General features: G+C 60.2%; 21 protein-coding genes. 15 read left to right on the top strand and 6 right to left on the bottom strand.

Features of this window, described 5'->3' with window-relative positions; genetic code table 11:
- Positions 1 to 78: 78 nt before the first annotated feature.
- On the top strand, positions 79 to 1,566 hold the full coding sequence (locus IHQ43_RS22725; protein ID WP_192562187.1) for a helicase HerA-like domain-containing protein: 1,488 nt from the start codon (positions 79 to 81) through the stop codon (positions 1,564 to 1,566).
- Between the two features lie 11 nt (positions 1,567 to 1,577).
- On the opposite strand, the gene IHQ43_RS22720 is transcribed toward IHQ43_RS22725, so the two are convergent.
- On the bottom strand, positions 1,578 to 2,033 hold the full coding sequence (locus IHQ43_RS22720; RefSeq protein WP_192562186.1) for a DUF721 domain-containing protein: 456 nt from the start codon (positions 2,031 to 2,033) through the stop codon (positions 1,578 to 1,580).
- Positions 2,034 to 2,342: 309 nt separating this feature from the next.
- Here IHQ43_RS22720 and secA point away from each other — a divergent pair, with 309 nt between their 5' ends.
- The 4 genes from secA (at position 2,343) to IHQ43_RS22700 (ending at position 8,175) form a co-directional block, all read left to right on the top strand.
- On the top strand, positions 2,343 to 5,081 hold the full coding sequence (secA, locus tag IHQ43_RS22715) for a preprotein translocase subunit SecA (RefSeq protein ID WP_192562185.1): 2,739 nt from the start codon (positions 2,343 to 2,345) through the stop codon (positions 5,079 to 5,081).
- A gap of 122 nt (positions 5,082 to 5,203) precedes the next feature.
- A complete protein-coding gene (gene argJ / locus IHQ43_RS22710) occupies positions 5,204 to 6,421 on the top strand; it encodes a bifunctional glutamate N-acetyltransferase/amino-acid acetyltransferase ArgJ (protein ID WP_192562184.1) in 1,218 nt (405 codons plus the stop codon).
- Between the two features lie 180 nt (positions 6,422 to 6,601).
- Positions 6,602 to 7,234 (top strand): glutathione S-transferase family protein, encoded by a 633-nt coding sequence (locus tag IHQ43_RS22705; protein ID WP_192562183.1) that lies wholly within the window; start codon positions 6,602 to 6,604, stop codon positions 7,232 to 7,234.
- On the top strand, positions 7,231 to 8,175 hold the full coding sequence (locus IHQ43_RS22700) for a Nudix family hydrolase (protein ID WP_192562182.1): 945 nt from the start codon (positions 7,231 to 7,233) through the stop codon (positions 8,173 to 8,175). Before IHQ43_RS22705 ends, IHQ43_RS22700 begins: the two co-directional genes overlap by 4 nt.
- Positions 8,176 to 8,305: 130 nt before the next feature.
- On the opposite strand, the gene IHQ43_RS22695 is transcribed toward IHQ43_RS22700, so the two are convergent.
- The 3 genes from IHQ43_RS22695 to IHQ43_RS22685 are packed head-to-tail and all read right to left on the bottom strand — an operon-like array spanning position 8,306 to position 11,893.
- On the bottom strand, positions 8,306 to 8,890 hold the full coding sequence (locus IHQ43_RS22695) for a cob(I)yrinic acid a,c-diamide adenosyltransferase (RefSeq protein WP_192562181.1): 585 nt from the start codon (positions 8,888 to 8,890) through the stop codon (positions 8,306 to 8,308).
- Between the two features lie 3 nt (positions 8,891 to 8,893).
- On the bottom strand, positions 8,894 to 10,930 hold the full coding sequence (locus IHQ43_RS22690; protein WP_192562180.1) for a sensor histidine kinase: 2,037 nt from the start codon (positions 10,928 to 10,930) through the stop codon (positions 8,894 to 8,896).
- Positions 10,931 to 10,975: 45 nt separating this feature from the next.
- Complete coding sequence (locus IHQ43_RS22685) at positions 10,976 to 11,893, bottom strand: putative 2-dehydropantoate 2-reductase (protein ID WP_192562179.1); 918 nt, start codon at positions 11,891 to 11,893, stop codon at positions 10,976 to 10,978.
- A 140-nt stretch (positions 11,894 to 12,033) separates the two neighbouring features.
- Between IHQ43_RS22685 and IHQ43_RS22680 the strand changes: the two genes are divergently transcribed.
- Positions 12,034 to 12,519: a YajQ family cyclic di-GMP-binding protein gene (locus tag IHQ43_RS22680; protein WP_007951218.1), complete on the top strand. Its 486-nt coding sequence runs from the start codon at positions 12,034 to 12,036 to the stop codon at positions 12,517 to 12,519.
- Between the two features lie 140 nt (positions 12,520 to 12,659).
- Entirely contained in the window at positions 12,660 to 13,499 is an 840-nt protein-coding gene (locus IHQ43_RS22675) for a mechanosensitive ion channel family protein (RefSeq protein ID WP_007951217.1), read from the top strand.
- A gap of 123 nt (positions 13,500 to 13,622) precedes the next feature.
- Here the strand turns inward: IHQ43_RS22675 and IHQ43_RS22670 are convergent, their stop codons facing one another.
- Complete coding sequence (locus IHQ43_RS22670; RefSeq protein ID WP_192562178.1) at positions 13,623 to 14,969, bottom strand: OprD family porin; 1,347 nt, start codon at positions 14,967 to 14,969, stop codon at positions 13,623 to 13,625.
- Between the two features lie 897 nt (positions 14,970 to 15,866).
- On the opposite strand from IHQ43_RS22670, the gene IHQ43_RS22665 reads away from it, so the two are divergent.
- Positions 15,867 to 16,292, top strand: a complete 426-nt coding sequence (locus IHQ43_RS22665) for an HIT family protein (protein WP_192562177.1) — start codon at positions 15,867 to 15,869, stop codon at positions 16,290 to 16,292.
- Positions 16,293 to 16,295: 3 nt separating this feature from the next.
- A complete protein-coding gene (locus tag IHQ43_RS22660) occupies positions 16,296 to 16,502 on the top strand; it encodes a SlyX family protein (protein ID WP_039766003.1) in 207 nt (68 codons plus the stop codon).
- An 86-nt stretch (positions 16,503 to 16,588) separates the two neighbouring features.
- On the opposite strand, the gene IHQ43_RS29710 is transcribed toward IHQ43_RS22660, so the two are convergent.
- The gene (locus tag IHQ43_RS29710; RefSeq protein WP_192562176.1) at positions 16,589 to 17,191 is read right to left on the bottom strand and encodes a cold-shock protein; all 603 of its coding nucleotides are present in this window, start codon (positions 17,189 to 17,191) and stop codon (positions 16,589 to 16,591) included.
- Positions 17,192 to 17,498: 307 nt separating this feature from the next.
- Here IHQ43_RS29710 and IHQ43_RS22650 point away from each other — a divergent pair, with 307 nt between their 5' ends.
- The 6 genes from IHQ43_RS22650 (at position 17,499) to ruvC (ending at position 22,334) form a co-directional block, all read left to right on the top strand.
- Positions 17,499 to 17,969 carry a Dps family protein gene (locus IHQ43_RS22650; protein WP_192562175.1) on the top strand — a complete coding sequence of 157 codons (471 nt, stop codon included), beginning with the start codon at positions 17,499 to 17,501 and terminating at the stop codon, positions 17,967 to 17,969.
- 241 nt (positions 17,970 to 18,210) lie between these two features.
- The gene (locus IHQ43_RS22645) at positions 18,211 to 18,558 is read left to right on the top strand and encodes a ribbon-helix-helix domain-containing protein (RefSeq protein WP_192562174.1); all 348 of its coding nucleotides are present in this window, start codon (positions 18,211 to 18,213) and stop codon (positions 18,556 to 18,558) included.
- A 113-nt stretch (positions 18,559 to 18,671) separates the two neighbouring features.
- Positions 18,672 to 18,893, top strand: coding sequence for an FmdB family zinc ribbon protein (locus IHQ43_RS22640; protein ID WP_007951210.1), 222 nt, complete (start codon positions 18,672 to 18,674; stop codon positions 18,891 to 18,893).
- A 108-nt stretch (positions 18,894 to 19,001) separates the two neighbouring features.
- Positions 19,002 to 20,777, top strand: coding sequence for an aspartate--tRNA ligase (gene aspS, locus IHQ43_RS22635; protein ID WP_192562173.1), 1,776 nt, complete (start codon positions 19,002 to 19,004; stop codon positions 20,775 to 20,777).
- Between the two features lie 124 nt (positions 20,778 to 20,901).
- The gene (locus tag IHQ43_RS22630; protein ID WP_003227527.1) at positions 20,902 to 21,648 is read left to right on the top strand and encodes a YebC/PmpR family DNA-binding transcriptional regulator; all 747 of its coding nucleotides are present in this window, start codon (positions 20,902 to 20,904) and stop codon (positions 21,646 to 21,648) included.
- A 158-nt stretch (positions 21,649 to 21,806) separates the two neighbouring features.
- Entirely contained in the window at positions 21,807 to 22,334 is a 528-nt protein-coding gene (ruvC, locus tag IHQ43_RS22625) for a crossover junction endodeoxyribonuclease RuvC (RefSeq protein ID WP_007951206.1), read from the top strand.
- Positions 22,335 to 22,426: the final 92 nt, after the last annotated feature.

Below are 22,426 nucleotides of genomic sequence, written 5' to 3'. Positions count from 1 at the left end.
CCGATGCGGATGTCAGTCGCATCTGTCACCTTTAGCTATCGGCCATGTTCGATCAAAGATTAACCATTGGGTGACCAAATGCCTGAATCTTCGCAACTCGTTATCGGCGCCGACCTCGCCGGGCAACCGATTGCCCAGGCCATGCGCCTGGCCAACCGTCACGGGCTGGTGGCCGGGGCCACCGGTACCGGCAAGACCGTGACTTTGCAGCGTCTGGCCGAGGCGTTCAGCGATGCCGGGGTCGCGGTGTTCGCCGCCGACGTCAAGGGAGACTTGTGCGGCCTCGGTGCCGCCGGCAACCCCCAGGGCAAGATCGCCGAGCGCATCGCCGGCATGCCGTGGCTCAAACACACGCCTCAGGCGTATCCCGTAACTTTGTGGGACATTCACGGACAGTCCGGTCATCCGCTACGCACCACGCTGAGTGAAATGGGTCCGCTGCTGATCGGCGCCCTGCTGGAGCTGACCGACAGCCAGCAATCGGCGCTGTATGCAGCCTTCAAGGTGGCGGATCGCGAAGGCCTGTTGCTGCTGGATCTCAAAGACCTGAAAGCGCTGCTCAATCACCTCAAGGACAATCCGCAGCTGCTGGGCGAAGACGCCGCGCTGTTCACTACCGGTTCCAGTCAGGCGCTGTTGCGGCGTCTGGCGACGCTGGAACAGCAGGGCGCGGAAGCGTTGTTCGGCGAACCGGCGCTGCAACTGGAAGATATTCTGCAACCGACCGCCGACGGTCGCGGGCGCATCCATCTGCTCGACGCCAGTCGTCTGGTGCATGAGGCGCCGAAGGTCTACGCGACCTTCCTGCTGTGGCTGCTGGCCGAGCTGTTCGAGCAATTGCCGGAGCGCGGCGATGCCGACAAACCGCTGCTGGCGCTGTTTTTCGATGAGGCGCATTTGTTGTTCGGCGACACGCCCAAGGCATTGCAGGAGCGGCTGGAGCAAGTGGTACGGCTGATCCGTTCCAAAGGCGTAGGTGTGTATTTCGTCACCCAGTCACCGGGCGACCTGCCGGACGATGTACTGGCGCAACTGGGGCTGCGGATCCAGCACGGCCTGCGCGCGTTCACCGCCAAGGAGCAGAAATCCCTGCGAGCGGTGGCGGACGGCTTCCGGCCGAATCCGGCGTTCGACACGTTGTCGGTGCTTACTGAACTCGGGATTGGCGAAGCCCTGGTCGGCACCTTGCAAGAGAAGGGCACACCGGAAATGGTTCAGCGGGTGTTGGTGGCGCCGCCGCAATCGCGGATCGGGCCGTTGACCGAGACCGAGCGCACAATGCTGATCGCCGGCTCACCGTTCAAGGGCCGTTATGACAAGCCGATCGACCGGGAATCGGCCTATGAAATCCTGATGGGCCGCAAGGGGCTGGCGCCGGAGGCTGATACGGCGCCGGGTAAACCGGTGGCTGAAGAGCCGAGCCTCGCGGACAAGGCTGGGGAGTTTCTGGGTACGGCGGCGGGGCAGGCGCTCAAGTCCGCGATGCGTCAGGCGGCGAACTCGCTGGGTAAACAGTTGGTGCGCGGCCTGATGGGCTCATTGCTCGGCGGCAGCAAACGCCGCTGAACAAAAAAGGCTCAGGTTTTGGGTCTGGCGTGGGCCGCCAGTCGTTCCAGTGCCGCCCGCAGATTCGGATCGCTGATCCCGTCGGCGGTGGCCTGGATCGTCGCCGCTGCATCCGTCGACAGGTCGATCGTATGCCCGGTCGCCGCGCGCTGGACGGTCGGTGGCCGCACGGCGAACTTGATCCGCGTCAGATTGGCGAACTCGTCGAACATCTGCAGTTGCCGTTGCAGGCGTTTCTGCTGGTAGCGCAGGCGTGTGGCCCAATGACCGTCAGTGACGACCAGCAACAATTCGCCTTCGCGCCACTTGGCTACGTGGCAGTGTTCACGGGCGGCGGGTTGCAACTGGCTTTCGAGCAAACGTTGCAGATGGGCCAGGCGCTGGGCATGACCGAGGATGGCTTTCAGCGGCCTGGCTTCGCGTAGCAGAACGGCGGGCGCTCTGGCTGTGAGAGGGCGAAATGCCATGATCGAACACCTGAAGAAACAGAGTCGCCATGGTAGCAGAAAGCCCCTTATTCACCCGCCCATTGCTTTTGCCTGCGCTTTGCCCATTAAATCAACGACTAACTTCTGCCCTGTGTGGCTTGAAGTTGAGCAAAACGCCCCTATTTTAAGTGAGCCCCGTCAAAGCGCAGTGCCAGCATCGTGGAATATCCCCACTTTCCTCACTTCCGTTTCCGGGTAGAATGCTCGTTCGCATGCGGCCATGAGGGCTGCACGGGCGACGCTCACGGGGCCGCCCTCCATCCCTTTAGTGTGGAAGATCCTGCCGATATGTTTGCGCCTTTGTTAAAGAAACTTTTTGGAAGCAAGAACGAGCGTGAAGTCAAACGCATGCTCAAGACGGTGCAGCTCGTCAATGCCTTCGAAGAGAAGATGGTCGCCCTCTCGGACGATCAACTGCGCGCCAAGACCGCAGAGTTCAAGGACCGCATTGCCAAGGGGGAGACCCTCGACAAGCTGTTGCCGGAAGCCTTTGCGGTCGCCCGCGAAGCCGGCAAGCGCGTCATGGGCATGCGCCACTTCGACGTCCAGCTGATCGGTGGCATGACCCTGCATGAGGGCCGGATCGCCGAAATGCGTACCGGTGAAGGCAAGACGCTGGTGGGTACCCTGGGTGTTTACCTCAACGCGCTGTCCGGCAAGGGCGTGCACGTTGTGACCGTGAACGACTACCTGGCCCGCCGTGACGCCAACTGGATGCGCCCGCTGTATGAATTCCTCGGCCTGACCGTCGGCATCGTGACGCCGTTCCAGCCGCCGGAAGAGAAACGCCTGGCCTACGCCGCCGACATCACCTACGGCACCAACAACGAATTCGGTTTCGACTACCTGCGCGACAACATGGCGTTCAGCATGGAAGAGAAATTCCAGCGCGAACTCAACTTTGCCGTGATCGACGAAGTCGACTCCATCCTCATCGACGAAGCCCGTACTCCGCTGATCATTTCCGGTCAGGCCGAGGACAGCTCCAAGCTGTACATCGAGATCAACAAGCTGATCCCGAAACTCAAGCTGCACGTTGAAGAAGTCGAGGGTGTCGTCACCCAGGAAGGCCATTTCACCGTTGACGAGAAGACCCGTCAGGTCGAACTCAACGAAGCTGGCCACCAGTTCATCGAAGACCAACTGACCAGCATCGGTCTGCTGGCCGAGGGCGAGAGCCTGTACTCGGCGCACAACCTGAGCCTGCTGACTCACGTTTACGCCGGTCTGCGTGCGCACAAACTGTTCAACCGCAACGTCGAATACATCGTGCAGGACGGTCAGGTCGTACTGGTCGACGAGCACACCGGTCGTACCATGCCGGGCCGTCGTCTGTCCGAAGGCCTGCACCAGGCCATCGAGGCCAAGGAAAACCTGAACATCCAGGCCGAGAGCCAGACCCTGGCATCGACCACGTTCCAGAACTACTTCCGTCTGTACGACAAGCTGTCCGGCATGACCGGTACGGCCGACACCGAAGCGTTCGAATTCCACCAGATCTATGGTCTGCCGGTCATCGTGATCCCGACCAACAAGCCGTTGGCCCGTAAGGACTACAACGACCTGGTGTTCCTGACCGCCGAAGAGAAATATGCGGCGATCGTCAATGACATCAAGGAAAGCATGGCCGCCGGCCGTCCGGTGCTGGTGGGTACTGCGACCATCGAAACCTCCGAGCACATGTCCGCATTGCTCGTGAAGGAAGGCATCGAACACAAGGTTCTGAACGCCAAGTTCCACGAAAAAGAAGCTGAAATCATTGCACAGGCCGGTCGTCCGGGCGCACTGACCATCGCTACCAACATGGCCGGTCGTGGTACCGACATCCTGTTGGGCGGCAACTGGGAAGTTGAAGTCGCGTCGCTGGAAAACCCGACCCCTGAGCAGATCGCCCAGATCAAGGCCGACTGGCAGAAGCGTCACCAGCAAGTGCTGGAGTCCGGCGGTCTGCAGGTGATCGCGTCCGAGCGTCACGAATCCCGTCGTATCGACAACCAGTTGCGTGGCCGTGCCGGCCGTCAGGGCGATGCCGGTTCGAGCCGCTTCTACCTGTCGCTGGAAGACAGCCTGATGCGCATCTTTGCCTCTGACCGGGTGAAGAACTTCATGAAAGCCCTGGGCATGCAGTCCGGTGAAGCGATCGAGCACCGCATGGTGACCAACGCCATCGAGAAGGCGCAGCGCAAGGTTGAAGGCCGCAACTTCGACATTCGCAAGCAACTGCTCGAGTTCGACGACGTCAACAACGAACAGCGTAAAGTGATCTATCACATGCGCAACACGTTGCTGGCTGCGGACAACATCGGCGAAACCATTGCCGACTTCCGTCAGGACGTACTGAACGCCACCGTCAGCGCGCACATCCCGCCGCAATCGCTGCCAGAGCAGTGGGACGTGGCCGGTCTGGAAGCGTCGATTGCCAGCGACTTCGGTGTGAAGCTGCCGATCCAGCAATGGCTCGACGAAGACGATCACCTGTACGAAGAAACCCTGCGCGAGAAGCTGATGAACGAGCTGATCGCCGCGTACAACGAGAAAGAAGACCAGGCCGGTGCCGACGCACTGCGCTCCTTCGAGAAGCAGATCGTGCTGCGCGTTCTGGACGACCTGTGGAAAGACCACCTGTCGACCATGGATCACCTGCGTCACGGTATCCACCTGCGTGGTTACGCGCAGAAGAACCCGAAGCAGGAATACAAGCGCGAGTCCTTCACGCTGTTCGCCGAGCTGCTGGATTCGATCAAGCGCGACTCGATCCGTGTGCTGTCGCACGTTCAGGTTCGCCGCGAAGATCCGGCCGAAGAAGAGCAGCGCCTGCGTCAGGAAGCCGAAGCCCTGGCCGCTCGCATGCAGTTCGAACACGCCGAGGCTCCGGGCCTGGAGCAGCCGGAAGCACTGGTCGGTGATGAGGTCGATGTGGCCCTCGCCACCGCGCCGGTTCGCAACGAGCAGAAGCTGGGCCGCAACGAACTGTGCTACTGCGGCTCGGGCAAGAAATTCAAGCATTGCCACGGGCAGATCCAGTAAACCCCGTTTCAATTGCTGAAATACCCGCGCCGCGACCGGCACCAGCCGTCGCGGCGTTTTGCCATTTACACCACCGTCACTACGCTTGGCGGTGCTGACATCATTGAGTAAGGAGCGCATTCATGGCTGTTGGTCTTGGTCCTTTGCCAACGTTGCACCCGGTTGCCGGTTTTGAACTCGGTATCGCTTCGGCCGGCATCAAGCGCCCAGGGCGCAAGGATGTCGTCGTGATGCGTTGCGCCGAAGGTTCTACCGTGGCGGGCGTGTTCACGTTGAACGCTTTCTGTGCAGCGCCGGTGATCCTGGCCAAGAAACGCGTGCAGAACGCTGTGCGCTACCTGTTGACCAACACCGGCAATGCCAACGCCGGCACCGGCGAGCCGGGACTGGCCGCCGCCGAGCGCACCACCGCCAAGCTCGCCGAGCTGACCGGCGTGGATGCCAGCCAGATCCTGCCGTACTCCACCGGCGTGATCGGCGAGCCACTGCCAGTCGAGAAGATCGAAGGCGCTCTGCAGGCTGCGCTGGACGATCTGTCGGAAAACAACTGGGAAGCCGCCGCCACCGGCATCATGACCACCGACACGCTGCCAAAGGGCGCCAGCCGCCAGTTCCAGCATGACGGCGTGACCATCACCGTCACCGGCATCAGCAAGGGCGCGGGCATGATCCGTCCGAACATGGCGACCATGCTCGGTTACATCGCCACCGACGCCAAAGTCTCCCGCGACGTGCTGCACAACCTGATGCTGGACGGCGCCAACAAGTCGTTCAACCGCATCACCATCGACGGTGACACTTCGACCAACGACTGCTGCATGCTGATCGCCACCGGCAAGGCTGCGCTGCCGGAAATCACCCGTACCGAAGGCGAGCTGTTCGCCAAGCTGAAACAGGCCGTGTTCGAAGTGTGCATGGACGTGGCCCAGGCCATCGTGCGTGACGGCGAAGGCGCGACCAAGTTCGTGACCGTTGAAGTCAACGGCGGCGGCAATCACCAGGAATGTCTGGACGTCGGCTACACCGTGGCTCACTCGCCGCTGATCAAGACCGCACTGTTCGCCTCCGACCCGAACTGGGGCCGCATCCTCGCCGCCGTCGGCCGTGCCGGCGTGCCGGATCTGGACGTGAGCAAGATCGACGTGTTCCTCGGCGAAGTGTGCATTGCCAGCCGTGGCGCTCGTGCTGCTACCTATACCGAAGCCCAGGGCTCGGCAGTGATGCAGCAGGAAGAAATCACCATCCGTATCGAGCTGGGTCGCGGCGATTGCAGCGAAACCATCTGGACCACCGACCTGTCCCACGAGTACGTGAAGATCAACGCCGAATACCGCACCTGATCTGAAACAGGGAGTGGGCGACTGGCCTCTTCGCGGGCAAGCCCGCTCCCACAGTGATTATTGTCGGGCACAAAGCTTGTGCACGCCGCCGAATCCTGTGGGAGCGGGCTTGCCCGCGAAGACGGCAGATCAGACGCTACGAGTCTGGAATTGATTCTCTGACGAAAAGGCACCTCAATCATGAGCCTTCACCTGATCATCGGCGACAAACTGCTTTCCTCCTGGTCCCTGCGCGCGGCACTGGCGCTTGAACTGACCGGCGCGCCCTACACCGAAGAACTGATCAAGCTCGGCAAGCCCGACACCCGCGAGCGGCTGCTGGCGCATTCGCCGACTGCCAAGGTGCCGCTGCTGAAAACCGCCCGTGGCACCGTCGCCGACTCTCTGGCGATTGCCGAATACCTGGCCGAACAGTTTCCTTCCGAGCAACTGTGGCCGACCGATATCGCCGCCCGTGCTCAGGCCCGATCCGCCTGCGCACAGATGCACAGCGGCTTTTTTGCGATGCGCAATCACATGCCGTTCAACCTGAGCCACGATGCGCCGCTCAACCCGGTGCCGCCGGAAGTGAAGGTCGATGTCGAGCGCATGCTCGCGCTGTGGGCTGAATGCCGTGCCGTTGCCACCGAACCGGGGCCGTTCCTGTTTGGTCGTGTGTCGTTGGCCGATGCGTTTTTCGCGCCGATTGCCGTGCGTCTGCGCACTTATCAGGTGAAACTGCCGGCCGTCGATGAAGCCTATGTTGAAACCGTCTACCAATGGCCGGCCTTCAAGGCCTGGCAAAAGGCAGGACTGGAGGAATTGCAGTCGTGAAACGTGTACACGTCGCCGCCGCCGTCATTCGTGACGACAGCGGCAGGATTCTGATCGCCCGCCGTGCCGATACCCAGCATCAGGGCGGCCTCTGGGAATTTCCCGGTGGCAAGGTCGAAGCCGAGGAGTCGGTGCAAGCCGCGCTGGCCCGCGAGCTGCAAGAAGAGTTGGGCATTGTCGTCGGTGCCGCTCGGCCGCTGATCAAGGTGCGCCACGATTACCCGGACAAGCAGGTGTTGCTGGATGTCTGGGAAGTCTCGAGCTTCACCGGGGAGCCCCATGGCGCCGAAGGCCAGCCATTGGCCTGGGTTTCGGCCAGGGAACTGACGAATTACGAGTTCCCGGCAGCGAATCAGCCCATTGTGGCGGCGGCGCGTTTGCCCGCTGAATACCTGATCACGCCGGAAGACCTGGAAACCCCGGCCTTGCTGCGCGGTATCCAGAAGGCGATTGCCGGCGGCGTCAAACTGATCCAGCTGCGTGCGCCCAATGGCTATGACCCGAAGTACCGCGACCTTGCGGTAGACGCGGTCGGCCTGTGTGCCGGCAAGGCGCAGTTGATGATCAAGGGCCCGTTCGAGTGGCTGGGGGATTTCCCGGCTGCCGGTTGGCACATCACTTCGGCGCAGCTGCGCAAGTACGCAGCTGCTGGGCGTCCGTTACCGGCGGAGCGCTGGTTGGCAGCGTCTTGCCACAATGCTGAGGAATTGGCGCTGGCCGAGCAGATGGGCGTGGATTTCGTCACCCTGTCGCCGGTGCAGCCGACCCTGACTCATCCGGACGCTCAGCCGTTGGGCTGGGAGCAGGCTTCGACGTTGATCGAAGGCTTCAGCAAACCGGTGTTTCTGTTGGGTGGCGTCGGCCCGGCGGAGCGCGAAAAAGCGTGGAATGCCGGGGCTCAGGGTGTGGCGGGGATTCGGGCGTTCTGGCCACAGGCCTGAGTTTGCGGTGAGGCCAGTGGCCTCATCGCTGGCAAGCCAGCTCCCACAGGTTTAAGGCTTCATAGAATACTTGTGAACGATCAAGAACCTTGTGGGAGCTGGCTTGCCAGCGATGACTGACTTCCAGGCGCTACACCTCTGAAGGTTTCGCCGCCGGTTGCCACAGAATCTCGGCAATGCCCTGGCGCCGGGCGATCAGCCTCGCCGCCACAAACAACAGATCCGACAAGCGATTGATATACGCCAGCCCAACCCCGGCCAACGGTTCGATCGCATTCAAATGCTGACAACGCCGTTCGGCACTGCGTGCCAGGCTGCGACAGACATGGGCCTGGGCGATCAGCATCGAACCGCCCGGCAGAATGAAATTCTCCAGCGGCCCCAATTCCTCGTTCCACACATCGATGGCGGCTTCCAGCCGTTCGATTTCTGCTGCGTTCAGCGCCTGATACTCCGGCATCGCCAGCTCACCGCCAAGGTCGAACAAGCGGTGTTGGCAGGGCGCCAATACGTCGATCAGCTCATTTAGCCCAGGGCAGTTTTCGCGTTCAGCGAGCAATCCGGCCAGCAGCACGCCGACCTGACTGTTCAACGTATCGACTTCGCCAATGGCCTCGATGCGCGGGTGATCCTTGGGCACCCGGCGGCCGTCGCCCAGTCCGGTTTCGCCCTTGTCGCCGGTGCGGGTGTAGATCTTCGACAAGCGAAAGCCCATGGTTTACCTCGGTAGTTGATTGGTTTCGGCGGCGATGGGCGCCGGTTGCGCCAGTGGCAGGCGCAGGGTGAAGCAGGTGCCTTGCCCCGGCGCCGACTGCACTTCCATCTGCCCTTTGTGGTTGTTGGTGATGATGAAGTACGACACCGACAGCCCGAGGCCCGTGCCCTGGCCGATTTCCTTGGTGGTGAAGAACGGCTCGAAGGTGCGCTTGCGCACGTTCTCGCTCATGCCGATGCCGTTGTCCTCGACCTGAATCTCGGCCCAGGGCGGATTAAGCCGTGTGCGCAACGTGATTCGCCCCGGCTCGCTGTCATCTTCGCGCTGGTGGATCGCCTGCGCGGCGTTCTTCAGCAGGTTGAGCAATACCTGTTCGAGCTCGTTGGCGGTGCCCGGCACGGGACCCAGCGCCGGGTCGAACTGGCGAACGATCGCCTGGCCCTTGAAGTCGAAGCCGATGGCCAGGTCGAAGTCGTTGCCGGCGATTTCCACCGCTTGATCGATCAGTGCTGGCAGGTCGCACGGCGCCATCTGGCGGTTGCTGCGGCGGCTGAAGCTGAGCATATGGGTAACGATTTTCGCCGCCCGGGCGCCGGCCTGCTGGATGCCGTCGAGCAGTTGCGGGACTTCCCGCCCTTGCAGATAGCGGTTCACGGTATCGAGTTCGATGCCCAGTTGCTCGGCCTGCTCGAGGTTCTTCGGCAGGTCTGGCGATAGACGTCGGCGAATGTTCTGCACGTTGTGCAGGATCGCCCCCAGCGGGTTGTTGATTTCGTGAGCCATGCCGGCGGCGAGGCCTCCAACCGACAGCATTTTTTCCGACTGCACCATCATTTCTTCCAGCGACAGGCGCTGGGTGATGTCGTCGATCCGGATCACCACACCACGCCCGGCGCCGCCCATCAGCGGGTAGAAGGTCAGGGCGTAGTGCTTGGGCTCGTCGTCCTTGAACCAGGTCACCCGCTCGATCTTCGCCACCGTGTGTTGTTCGACGGTCTGCTTGAGTTGCGGCAGAAACGGCTTGAGCGGTTCGAAAGCGAGGAAGATCGGCTGGTTCAGCGCCTCGTCCAGCCGTGTGCCGGAAAGGGCGCTGGCTTCCTGGTTCCACTGCGTGACATAGAGCTGTTCGTCGAGGGCGATCAGCGCCGAGGGCATGGAGTCGATGATGCTGTTGAGGTAGTTCTGGAACCCGGTGAGCTTCTTCTCGATCTTGCTGCGCACCTGGACTTCCAGTTCCAGCTTGCGGTTGGTGTGGCGGGTTTCTTCGGCCAGACCCTGCGCCTGATCGTAGGCGGCTTGCGAATCGTCGCGGGCGCGCTTGAGCTGCTGCTCCCGGGCCTCAATGCGCGAGAGCATGGTATTGAACGCCTCGGCGAGGCTGCCGATTTCGTCATGGTTGCCCCGGGAGGCGCGCAGGGCGTAGTTCTCCTCGCGGGTCACCTGGCGGGACAGTTCTTCGAGCTGATGGATCGGCCGGGTGATCAGGCGCTTGATCTGCCGGGCGATGACCAGCCACAGCAGCACACTGAAAATCAGAATCCCCAGGCTGGCCGTGAGCGTGCCGGTGTAGAACGCCACCGGCAGCTCGCTGCTGGCCACCAGCAACAGGTGGCCCGGCGCAGTGCCGGGGCGGGGCAGGGTGATCAGCTGGTTGCTGCGAAACTCGGTCAGTTGCCAGGCTTCGATGTGCCGATAACGTTCCGGCAGGTTGAGTTTGTCGCCGTGTTGCAACTGCGCCAGACGTTCGCCTTTGCCGTCGTATAAAGCAGCGGCGCGCAGCGGCGAATAGCTGTCGAGTTCCTTGAGCAGGCGCTCGGCGCTTTGCGGCGATTGCAAGGCCTCGGCCACCAGACTTGGGTTCGACACCAGTCGCCCGATGGTCTGCAACGCCTGGGGTGCCATGCTTTCCTGGGAAATGTAATAGGCGGCGCTGATAAAGGTCAGGTTGGCGACCAGCAACACGGTGGTCAACAGCACCAGCAGGGCGGCCAGCAGTTTCTGGCCGACCGGCAGGTTTTCGAGGCGCTGGCGCAATGGCATCAGGTTTATCGCAGCAAAGGAACAAGTGGCCAGCGTAGCCGCTGCTCAGTCGACGGGCAATCCGAGACTGTTCAGATGAGCGATCAGGCGCTGCTGCAATTGCTTGAGATGTGGCAGGTTCAGTTGATGACGCTCGGCTACCTTGCAGGCATGGCCGAGCAGATAGCTGATTTCGGTGCGGCGTTTATTGGCCACATCCTGATACATCGACGAGAAGTTCGCCGCCGTGGCCTGGATCACCCGTTCGACTTCCTGTTGCAGGTTGTCCGCCGCCGCCGGTTGCCCGCAACGTTCGAGCAGTTCGGTCAGTTCGCCACACAGCGTCGCGACTTCACAGTGATGTTGCTGGAGGCCGCCGTTGCGGCAGTCGTGCAGCACCGTCAGCGGATTGATCGCACAGTTGAGCGCCAGTTTGCGCCACAGGCGGGTAAGAATGTCGGCGCTCCACTCATGGGGGATTTTCGCTGCCTCGAGATCGTCCAGCCAGATGGGGGCCACGGGATGGCTGGCGTCACCGAGCCAGGTGTAACCATGGCCGGCAAACACCACGCGCCAGTCGCCGTCGCGAAACGCGCCCTCGGTGCTGGAGGCACTGATGCAGCGGGCTTGTGGGACACGTGCGGCGACCGCTTCCTGGCTGCCGAGGCCGTTCTGCAACAGGATGAGTTCGGCGTCCGGTGCCAGGCGGTGGGCAAGTCCGGCCACGGCCGCTTCGGCGTCGTAGGCCTTGCAAGCCACCAGCAGGCGACGGATGGGGCCGGGACTGTCCGGGGTTTCACCGGGGATGGCGTAACGGCTGGTCACGCCTTGTTCGACGAGGGTCAGGCCGCCCGCCGTTGCATAGTCGTGCAAGCGGTCGATGTCGCGCAGGATCAGCCGGACCGGCAATCCGGCCCGGGCCAGACGCGTGGCCCAGAGCGTGCCGAGACTTCCGGCGCCCAGGACATGCCAGGGGGTGGACATCAGTTTTTCACTCGGTAAGGTACAGGCATGCAAGGCTCGCCGTGTCGGTGGGAAAAGACCCGTTATAATGAGCCCGATTTTAACCGCAAGCCAAGCGCGCCGCGTCCTGACCGAGCGCGCCTTTTTATTGGAGAGATTACATGCCGTCGTTCGACGTGGTATCCGAACTGGACAAACACGAACTCACCAACGCGGTCGAGAACGCCGTGAAGGAACTCGATCGTCGTTATGACCTGAAAGGCAAGGGCAGCTTTGAATTCAAGGAAAAGGACCTGACCGTCCACCTGACCGCTGAAGCCGATTTCCAGCTGGAAGCGATGATCGAGATCCTCAAGCTGGCCCTGGTCAAGCGCAAGATCGATGTGCAGTGCCTTGAAGTCAAAGACTCCTTCGCTTCGGGCAAGCTGATGAAACAGGACGCCGTCCTCAAGGAAGGCATCGACAAGGAGCTGGCGAAGAAAATCGTCGGCCACATCAAGGAAGCCAAGCTCAAGGTGCAGGCCGCCATTCAGGGCGAGCAGGTGCGTGTGACCGGCAAGAAGCGTGACGACCTGCAGGAAGCCATCGCGGCCCTGCGTGCCAAGGAATTCGGCATGCCACTGCAGTTCAACAACTTCCGCGACTAAGCTTTTTCCGGTCGGGAACCTCTCGGCGTTTAAGGCGTCCGAGGCCCAAGCAACGGCAGAAACGATTGAGCCCAGTGCGGTTCGGTCTTTCTGCCGCTGGTTTTTTATAGCCCGGGAAGCCGGCAATCAGGAGATAAAAGATGGATTTGAATGCTGAGGTAGACAACCTGGTCAAGGCATCCCAGGCGTGGATTCCGATGATCATGGAATACGGCAGCCGCGTGTTGCTGGCGGTGATTACCCTGGCCATCGGCTGGTGGCTGATCAACAAGGTCACGCAAAAGCTCGGCGGCCTGCTGGCCCTGCGCAATGCCGACCTGGCGCTGCAAGGTTTCATCAGCAGCCTGGCCAACATCATTCTCAAGGTGCTGCTGATCGTCAGCGTGGCGTCGATGATTGGCGTCGAGACCACTTCGTTCGTGGCGGCGATCGGTGCGGCCGGCCTGGCTATCGGTCTGGCGTTGCAGGGCAGTCTGGCGAACTTCGCCGGCGGCGTGCTGATTCTGCTGTTCCGTCCGTTCCGCATCGGTGACTGGATCGAAGCCCAGGGTGTGGCGGGTACCGTCGACAGCATCCAGATTTTCCACACCGTGCTGCGTACCGGCGACAACAAGACCATCATCGTCCCGAACGGCAACCTGTCGAACGGCATCATTACCAACACCAACCGTCAGCCAACCCGCAAGGTTGTGTTTGATGTGGGTGTGGATTACGAAGCCGATCTGCAAAAGGCCCGACAGGTGCTGCTGGATCTGGCCAAGGATGATCGCGTTTTGCAGGATCCGGCACCTCAGGCCGTTATTTCGACACTGGGTGACAGTTCGATCACTGTTTCCCTGCGTGTGTGGGTTAAAACTGCGGATTACTGGGATGTGATGTTCATGTTTAACGAACAGTCCCGTGATCGTTTAAAAACTGCCGGAATTGATATCCCGTTTCCGCAACGAGTGATTCGTGTGGTTCAGGAATCGGCAGTGTAATGATAGGTTGCTAATTAATTGCCTGACTTATCGGTCAGGCATCTATTACAAGTGACAGGCAATAAAAAAGGCCCATCCGAAGATGGGCCTTTTTGTTTTGTTACCGCAACTAAATCGAAGCGATTACAAAAGCGACAGCGGGTAGTCGACGATCAGACGGAACTCTTTGGTATCGCCTTCACCTTCGTCGGCGTTAGCGAAGTGCCATGCCTGACGAATACGGAACGAAAGATCTTTGGCTGGGCCAGACTGAACAACGTACTTGGCTTCAAAGTTGGTTTCGTTGTGTTTGCCATCTTCGCCGTACAGACCGGTGTAGGCGCTGCCTGCCGGAGTGTGGGTACCGTCGATGTCCCAACCTTTTACGTAACGGGTCATGAAGCTCAGACCTGGAACGCCGTACTCGGCCATCTTGATGTCGTAACGGATCTGGGCAGACTTCTCGCCCGGGGCGTTGAAGTCAGAGTACTGGATGGAGTTGGCGAGGAAGATCGAGTCGCCGCCACGGTTGTTCTTGCCCACGCCGATGTAGTCGAACGGAGTGTCACCGTTGACCTTCTGGAAGGCCAGGGTGATGGTGTGCGCTTTCAGGAACGAGAGAGCGGTAGCCAGGGAGAACGCGGTGTTGCTGATGTCACCGGCTTTCGCGCTACCGGTATCGGTGGTGCGATAGATGTTGAAGTCGGTGTTCAGCGAAGTGTCACCACCAAATGGAGTGGTGAGGTTCACGTTGGCGTAGTACTGGTTCCAGATGTCTTCCAGTTTGGCGCCGTAGAGCGATGCGCTCAGGTTTTCGGTGATGCCGTACTTGCCACCGAAGTAGTCGATGGTTTTGGCTTCAACGCCAGCGTAGGTCGCGTACAGGCCGCCTTCACGGGCGTTGCGGTCCTGGCTGGTAGCCGAGTAGAAGTGACCGGCTTCGAGGTCAAGGTCTTTGATCTCGCTGCTCTGCAGTTGGAAACCGCTGGCAGTTTGCGGAAGGATACGGGAGCCGCCAACAGCGAACACCGGAGCGGTGCTAGGCTGCATGTCACCGACTTTCAGCTCGGTTTTCGATACGCGGAACTTGATGGCTGCGCCGGCTTTGCCTTGGCTGTCGTCAGGATCGCGGGAACCGTTTGCATTGAAGGTGTTGCTGCGGCTCATGTTGCCCGAACCGCTGGTGCCGGCACCGCCGTCCAGTTTGATGGCCAGGTAACCGAATGCATCAACGCCGACACCAACAGTACCTTGGGTGTAACCGGAGCTGAAGTTGCCCCAGATACCCTGGGTCCAGTCTTTCACGTCACGGGCACGGTCTTTGTTGTCACGGTTGAAGTAATAGTTGCGAATCAGCAAATCAGCTTTCGCGTCTTCAACGAAGCCTTTGGCTTCTGCCTGGTCACTTACGAACGGTGCGGCCGTAGCCATCTGAGTACTGGCTGCTGCTGCAACTGCCAGTGCGATCATGCTCCACTTCATCACGCGCATCGTGATTTGCTCCTTTGGTTTTAGAAGAGTACTGCCGTCCCACCTGTTTTATTATCTGGGCGGCTCTTTCTTTTTGTGTCGGCGCAAACTTATATCACGCCGACCATGTTGGCGATACTTGCACATCCAACCTTTCAGCTTCTTTACGAGCGTGTCGCAATCGGCTTGGTAGATGTCGCAAATTTACAGTCCAAATGCAATGGGACTGACAACTTCAGCGCTGTTTTACAGGGCTTGAGCATCGGTAAAAAAGAGTCCCTTGGCAAAACGCTTGAATCTCCATCGGGCAACCCTGCCACTGTTTTTATTGGCCCAAGGCATCCACTTCTTGTGGTGCGCTTATAGTCCATATGGGTATGAATGCAACAAGCGTGCACAAACCGCTGAATTGTTCCGGTTTTTTTCGAGGTGCTCGTCTTTTGCGGTAAAACCCTCATGAAACCGGGGGCTTCGCGGGCGTTTCAATCAGGCTTGACGCCATCCTTCGCATGGTGTTGCTCCGTGAAATTCGCTGCACGACAATCGAAAACGTTACCGGTTCACCCCGTCGGTGAGTATTCGGCGGATGCCAGACGCACTGAGCGTAGACGCACTGTGCGGTTTTGGTGCAAAAAATTTCAAAGGCTGTACTGAATTCATACAGTTGAGCCGTTCAAGGTGCGTGAACGCTGCGTCATGAGACGGTCCTTTCGCCACGCTGGATGGCGGTCCGGGTCTCGTCGTGGTGCGCTCGTGCTGCGAGTGTCACATTCCGGGGCGCTGGAGAACTTTGCATCAGCGCATTCACCGTGAAGGACGCAGCAATCGCAGGTATGCTGCCGTCCAGTCGCCTGGCGTGCTGCTTTTACAGCGGGGCGCTAAGCTGAAAAACAGGTCATTTCGCCGGGAGTGCGCGCAGTGTTTGCTTTAGATTCACGACTTCAACAGGACACGCTGACCATCGGCGATTTCCCGCTTTGCCGATTGCTGTTGTCCAACGACGCCAACTACCCGTGGTTCATCCTGGTGCCACGCCGCGACGATATCAGCGAGTTGTTTCAGTTGGATGTCGCCGACCAGCAGCGCCTGTGGCAGGAAACCACCGCCCTGGCCGAGGTGCTGAAGGATTCCTTCGACGCCGACAAGATGAATGTGGCGACCCTGGGTAACGTGGTCAGCCAGCTGCATATGCATGTGATCGTGCGTAAGAGGGACGATGCCGCCTGGCCGGCGCCGGTCTGGGGCAAGCACCCCGCCAAGCCTTACAGTACCGGGCAAGTGGCCGCGATTCGCGAGCGCCTGCGTCTGGTGCTGGACGAAGATTTCACCTTTCTGGAGGGCTGAGTCATGAGCCTTGAACAACGTGTTACCGAGCTGGAAAGCCGCCTGGCGTTTCAGGACGACACCATCCAGGCATTGAACGACGTGCTGGTGGAACAGCAGCGTGTGGTCGAGCGTCTGCAATTGCAGATGGCAGCCGTACTCAAGCGTCAGGAGGAGATGGTGGGGCAGATCGGGTCTTTTGAAGAAGATGCGCCACCGCCACACTATTGAAATGTATGCGGGGATGCTCCCGTGCTCCCATTAAAAAACCGCGAACAGCCAGGCTGTTCGCGGTTTTTTTATTGCGGGGACGTGGATCAGCGGCGCGGCAGGGCAGCGATCACGTCTTCGGCCTGCAGGCCCTTGTCACGGTTCATCACCGAGAACTCCACGCGCTGGCCTTCGACCAGAACGCGGTGGCCTTCGCCACGGATGGCGCGAAAGTGCACGAAAATATCATCGCCGGAGTCCCGGGAGATAAAGCCGAAGCCTTTGGAGGTGTTGAACCACTTGACGGTGCCGGTATCGCGGTTGCTCATGTCGTAGCTTTGCGCGGCGGCGGCCGGTGAGGATTTATAGAAGCTGACGGCCAGGTGTACCGCCACGGCAACCAGAGCAATGACCAGGCTGAACAGCACAGCTGGCTGGCCGGCGATGACAGGCATCGGCGCGATCAGGGTCAGGGTTTGCAGGACGACAGTCAGCACCAGCAGGGCGCTGACCAGATTTTGCAGATGCTGGCGCGGACCTTTGTTCCAGTAGGGGATAACTGGCGCAAGGATCAGGTTCAGCAGGCCGAAAAAGGCCAGGTAAAGTGCATCGGGTTGTTGCAGGTAAGGTACCGCTTCGGACTTCAGGCTGGGTATGAAGGACAGCAGCAAGGCTGCTGCGCCCATTAGCAGGTGGACGATTTTCAACATTTTTATTGACTCACGTTATGACGGCTCACAAGGAAGAGCTGAAGGCGCACGGTTCGCTTCGGAACAATAAGAGGCGTTGGACACGTACCCGGCATCAGCCTATGCGCAGGCCCGGAAAACGGGGCGTAGCGACACACTGCCTATTTAACAGCAAAGCCTGCGGGTACTCAAATCACGCCGGCCAGCGGCAGGCGTCGGACGATTTGTCGCGTCTATCGCGTTCATACGGGGGCTGCGGGGGGTGGGTCGCCTTGCTACAGTGGAACGACACCTGCTGGATGAATTCAATCGCCGTTAGGGGGTAAACATGGCAATCGATATCGGTATCAGTGAAGAAGACCGCAAGTCCATCGTCGAAGGGCTCTCGCGCCTGCTGTCGGACACCTACGTGCTGTATCTGAAGACTCACAACTTCCACTGGAACGTCACCGGGCCGATGTTCCGGACCCTGCATCTGATGTTCGAGGAGCAATACAACGAATTGGCCCTGGCGGTGGATTTGATCGCCGAACGTATCCGGGCGCTGGGTTTTCCCGCACCGGGTGCCTATGCGACTTACGCACGTCTGTCTTCTATTAAAGAGGAAGTCGGCGTGCCAAGTGCCGAAGACATGATCAAGCAGTTGGTGGAAGGTCAGGAAGCCGTCACCCGGACCGCACGGGGCATTTTCCCTCTGCTGGACAAGGTCAGCGATGAACCTACCGCCGACCTGCTGACCCAGCGCATGCAGGTTCACGAGAAAACCGCGTGGATGCTGCGCGCATTGCTTGAGGCCTGATGACGGGAAGCGCACGGACCCCTTTTCGTGCGCTGTCCTCTTTTTTCCTGGAAATGTCACTCCTTCCTGTAGGAAACAGGAAAGACGATCCACCGCTCCATGATCCTCCTTGTCGCGTTGGCTTATCCTACGTCGATGGTCAAAAAGTCATCTGGAACTGCCTTCGTGCCTGCGCATTTAATGAGGTCACGGGAAGTTGCCTTGATAACGGGCGCAGAGATGACAAAGGAGTGTCAACGATATGGAAGTTGGAGACAGGCGAAGAGAGATCGCAGTCGGTTCGCAACGGGAGAGCGCCACAGAACCTTTGCTCGGCGGGTTCGACATGGCGTTGATCCGGCCGTTATCCCGTTCGGTGCGTTTGAACGGGTTTGCGACCTGCATGCGGCTGGAGCAGGTTTACTGGAACATCCTGGGCCGGATGGCCGAGGACAATTGCTGTTCGGTCGGCACGCTGTTGTCCCGCGTCGATCGTGAAGTGCACCTGCGTCATGGCGGGGTGAAAAACTTCAGCGGTCTGGTGCGGGTGATGTGTGTGGTGCATGGCCTGCGGGATTCTCCGGGGATGCACGACGAAGGTTGTCACTGACGAGACGGCCTGTGCAGTCTTCCGGCTGCACAGGCCGCATTTAATGGATATAATCCCGCTCTTTCGCCGCACCGCCCTGCGCGTGCTGGCAATCTGATTGCCGAGACAACCCCATGCCGATGTACGATTACCAATGTGCTTCCTGTGGTCATCAGTTGGAAGCCATTCAAAAGATCAGCGACGCACCACTGGTCGATTGCCCTGCCTGTCAGGCGCCGGAACTCAAGAAGCAGCTGTCGATGCCGGGCTTTCGCCTCAGCGGCAGCGGCTGGTACGAAACCGATTTCAAGACCGGCGCGAAGAAGAATCTGGCCGGTGGCGACAAATCTGACTAGGGTTCAAACCCAGGTCGAACGACACGCGCGAGTTTCCACAGGTTGCACAGTGCTTGAGTGCAGCAGGATCTCCACCGAATTTCGAATTACGAGAAGCGAACCACTACCATGATGCGCAGCCATTATTGCGGCCAACTGAACGAAAGCCTGGAAGGCCAGGAAATTACCCTTTGCGGATGGGTTCACCGTCGTCGCGACCACGGCGGGGTGATTTTCCTCGATATCCGTGATCGTGACGGTCTGGCCCAGGTAGTGTTCGATCCGGATCGCGCCGAGAGCTTCGCCGCCGCCGATCGCGTGCGCAGCGAATACGTCGTGAAGATCACCGGCAAGGTGCGTCTGCGTCCGGCCGGTGCCACCAACGCCAACATGGCGTCGGGCATGATCGAAGTGCTGGGCTACGAGCTCGAAGTGCTGAACGAGTCGGAAACCCCGCCGTTCCCGCTGAACGAGTTCTCCGACGTGGGCGAGGAAACCCGTCTGCGCTATCGCTTCCTGGACCTGCGTCGTCCGGAAATGGCCGAGAAGCTGCGTCTGCGTTCGCGCATGACCACCAGCATCCGTCGCTATCTCGACGAGAACGGCTTCCTCGACGTCGAAACGCCGATCCTGACCCGTGCCACTCCGGAAGGCGCGCGCGACTACCTCGTACCGAGCCGTACCCACGCCGGTTCGTTCTTCGCCCTGCCGCAATCGCCACAGCTGTTCAAGCAGCTGCTGATGGTCGCCGGCTTCGACCGCTACTACCAGATCGCCAAGTGCTTCCGCGACGAAGACCTGCGTGCCGACCGTCAGCCTGAGTTCACTCAGATCGACATCGAGACCAGCTTCCTCGACGAAAAAGACATCATGGGCCTGACCGAAGGCATGATCCGCAACCTGTTCAAGGAAGTGCTGGATCTGGAGTTCGGTGAGTTCCCGCACATGACCTTCGAAGAAGCCATGCGCCGTTACGGTTCCGACAAGCCGGACCTGCGTAACCCGCTGGAACTGGTCGACGTGGCCGATCAGCTGAAAGAAGTTGATTTCAAAGTCTTCAGCGGCCCTGCCAACGACCCGAAATGCCGTATCGCCGCGCTGCGCGTTCCAGGCGGGGCGAGCATGCCGCGCAAGCAGATCGACGACTACACCAAGTTCGTCGGCATCTACGGTGCCAAGGGCCTGGCGTACATCAAGGTCAACGAGCGCGCTGCTGGTGTAGAAGGCCTGCAATCGCCGATCGTGAAAAACATCCCTGAAGACAAGCTGAACGTGATCCTCGATCGCGTCGGTGCAGTCGACGGCGACATCGTGTTCTTCGGCGCCGACAAGGCCAAGATCGTCAGCGAAGCCCTGGGCGCGCTGCGTATCAAGCTCGGTCACGACCTGAAGCTGCTGACCTGCGAGTGGGCACCGATGTGGGTCGTCGACTTCCCGATGTTCGAAGAGAACGACGACGGCAGCTTCTCCGCGCTGCACCACCCGTTCACCGCACCGAAGTGCTCGCCGGAAGAGCTGGAAGCCAACCCGGCCGGCGCTCTGTCCCGTGCCTACGACATGGTGCTGAACGGCACCGAGCTGGGTGGCGGTTCGATCCGTATCCACCGTAAAGAAATGCAGCAAGCGGTATTCCGTCTGCTGGGCATCAACGAAGCGGAACAGGAAGAGAAGTTCGGCTTCCTGCTCGACGCCCTGAAATACGGCGCGCCGCCGCATGGCGGTCTGGCCTTCGGTCTGGACCGTCTGGTGATGCTGATGACCGGCGCCCAGTCGATCCGTGAAGTGATCGCCTTCCCGAAAACCCAGAGTGCTGCCGACGTGATGACGCAGGCGCCGGGTGTCGTGGATGCGAAGGCATTGCGCGAATTGCACATTCGTTTGCGTGAAACGCCAAAGGCCGAGTAAGACGGGCCTGAAGGCGCATCTTCGGATGCGCCTTTTTTCTTTCTGCAGTGATTGAAAACAAGATTTTTTTGCTGGCCGATGCAGTTGCATGGCGGGCATTGTTCAAGAGAATTCGGAGCGAGTTATGGCAGGTCATTCCAAGTGGGCGAACATCAAGCACCGCAAAGAACGCCAGGATGCCAAGAGAGGCAAGATCTTCACCAAGTGGATCCGCGAACTGACCGTGGCGGCCCGTCAGGGCGGCGGTGATCCGGGCTCCAACCCGCGTCTGCGTCTGGCACTGGACAAGGCACTGGGCGCCAACATGAGCCGGGACATCATCGACCGTGCCGTGGCCCGTGGCGCCGGCGCGACCGAAGCCGACAACGTTGAAGAGTTGACCTATGAAGGCTACGGCCCGGGCGGCGTTGCCGTAATGGTCGAGTGCATGACCGACAACCGCAACCGTACCGCAGCGGCCGTGCGCCACGCGTTCAGCAAGTGTGGCGGCAACCTCGGTACCGACGGTTCGGTAGCTTACCTGTTCGAACGCAAGGGGCAGATCAGCTTTGCGCCGGGTGTCGATGAGGACGCGCTGACAGAAGCGGCGCTGGAAGCCGATGCCGACGACGTGGTCAGCCACGAAGACGGCTCGATCGACGTGTTCACCTCGTTCACCAGTTTCTACGCGGTGCGCAATGCCCTGGAGGCCGCAGGCTTCAAGGGTGATGACGCGGAAATCGTCATGCAGCCGACCACCAGCGCCGAACTGGACCTGGAGGGCGCCGAGAAGGTGCTCAAGCTGATCGACATGCTGGAAGACCTGGACGACGTGCAGAACGTCTACTCCAACGCGGACATTCCGGAAGACGTGGCCGCTCAGCTCGGTTAAGAGCGACTAGGCTTCAATGTGGGAGCTGGCTTGCCAGCGATGGCGTCGGCACATCAGGTAATGATCGTGCCTGACACACCGTCATCGCTGGCAAGCCAGCTCCCACATTTGTTATGCGTTATCTTGAATTCAGTGCTTTTACCGAACCTGCAGGCGTTATGACTTTAATTCTTGGTATCGACCCCGGTTCGCGCATTACCGGCTACGGCATTGTTCGCGATACCGGACGCGGCGGTTGCATCTATGTCGCCTCGGGTTGTATCCGCACTGGTGCCGGCGAATTGCATGAACGGTTGCAGATCGTCTATCGCGGCGTGCGGGAGATCATCCAGACCTACGGCCCGGTCACCATGGGCATCGAAAAGGTGTTCATGGCGAAAAACGCCGACTCGGCGCTCAAGCTCGGGCAGGCCCGTGGGGCCGCTATCGTCGCTGGCGCCGAAGAGAGCCTGGAGATCGCCGAGTACACGGCCACGCAGGTCAAACAGGCAGTGGTGGGGACGGGCGCGGCCAATAAAGAGCAGGTGCAGATGATGGTCATGCACATGCTCAAGCTGACCAGCAAACCGCAAATCGACGCGTCGGATGCCCTGGCGATTGCCATTTGTCACGCCCACACGCGCTCCAGTCTGTTGCCGCACGGCTTGGGAACGGCACGCAGTCGTGGCGGGCGACTGCGTCTCTGATAGCATCAGCAGTCAAATTTCCGGAATGCGTGTTTTGCGCCTGGGTCGTCGGCCCGAAACTCTCCTTCCGACAGTCGCCAGCCCACGGCTGG

The organism is Pseudomonas gozinkensis, assembly GCF_014863585.1.
Classification (GTDB): Bacteria; Pseudomonadota; Gammaproteobacteria; order Pseudomonadales; family Pseudomonadaceae; genus Aquipseudomonas; species Aquipseudomonas gozinkensis.
This window is presented reverse-complemented; position numbering and strand designations above follow the sequence as displayed.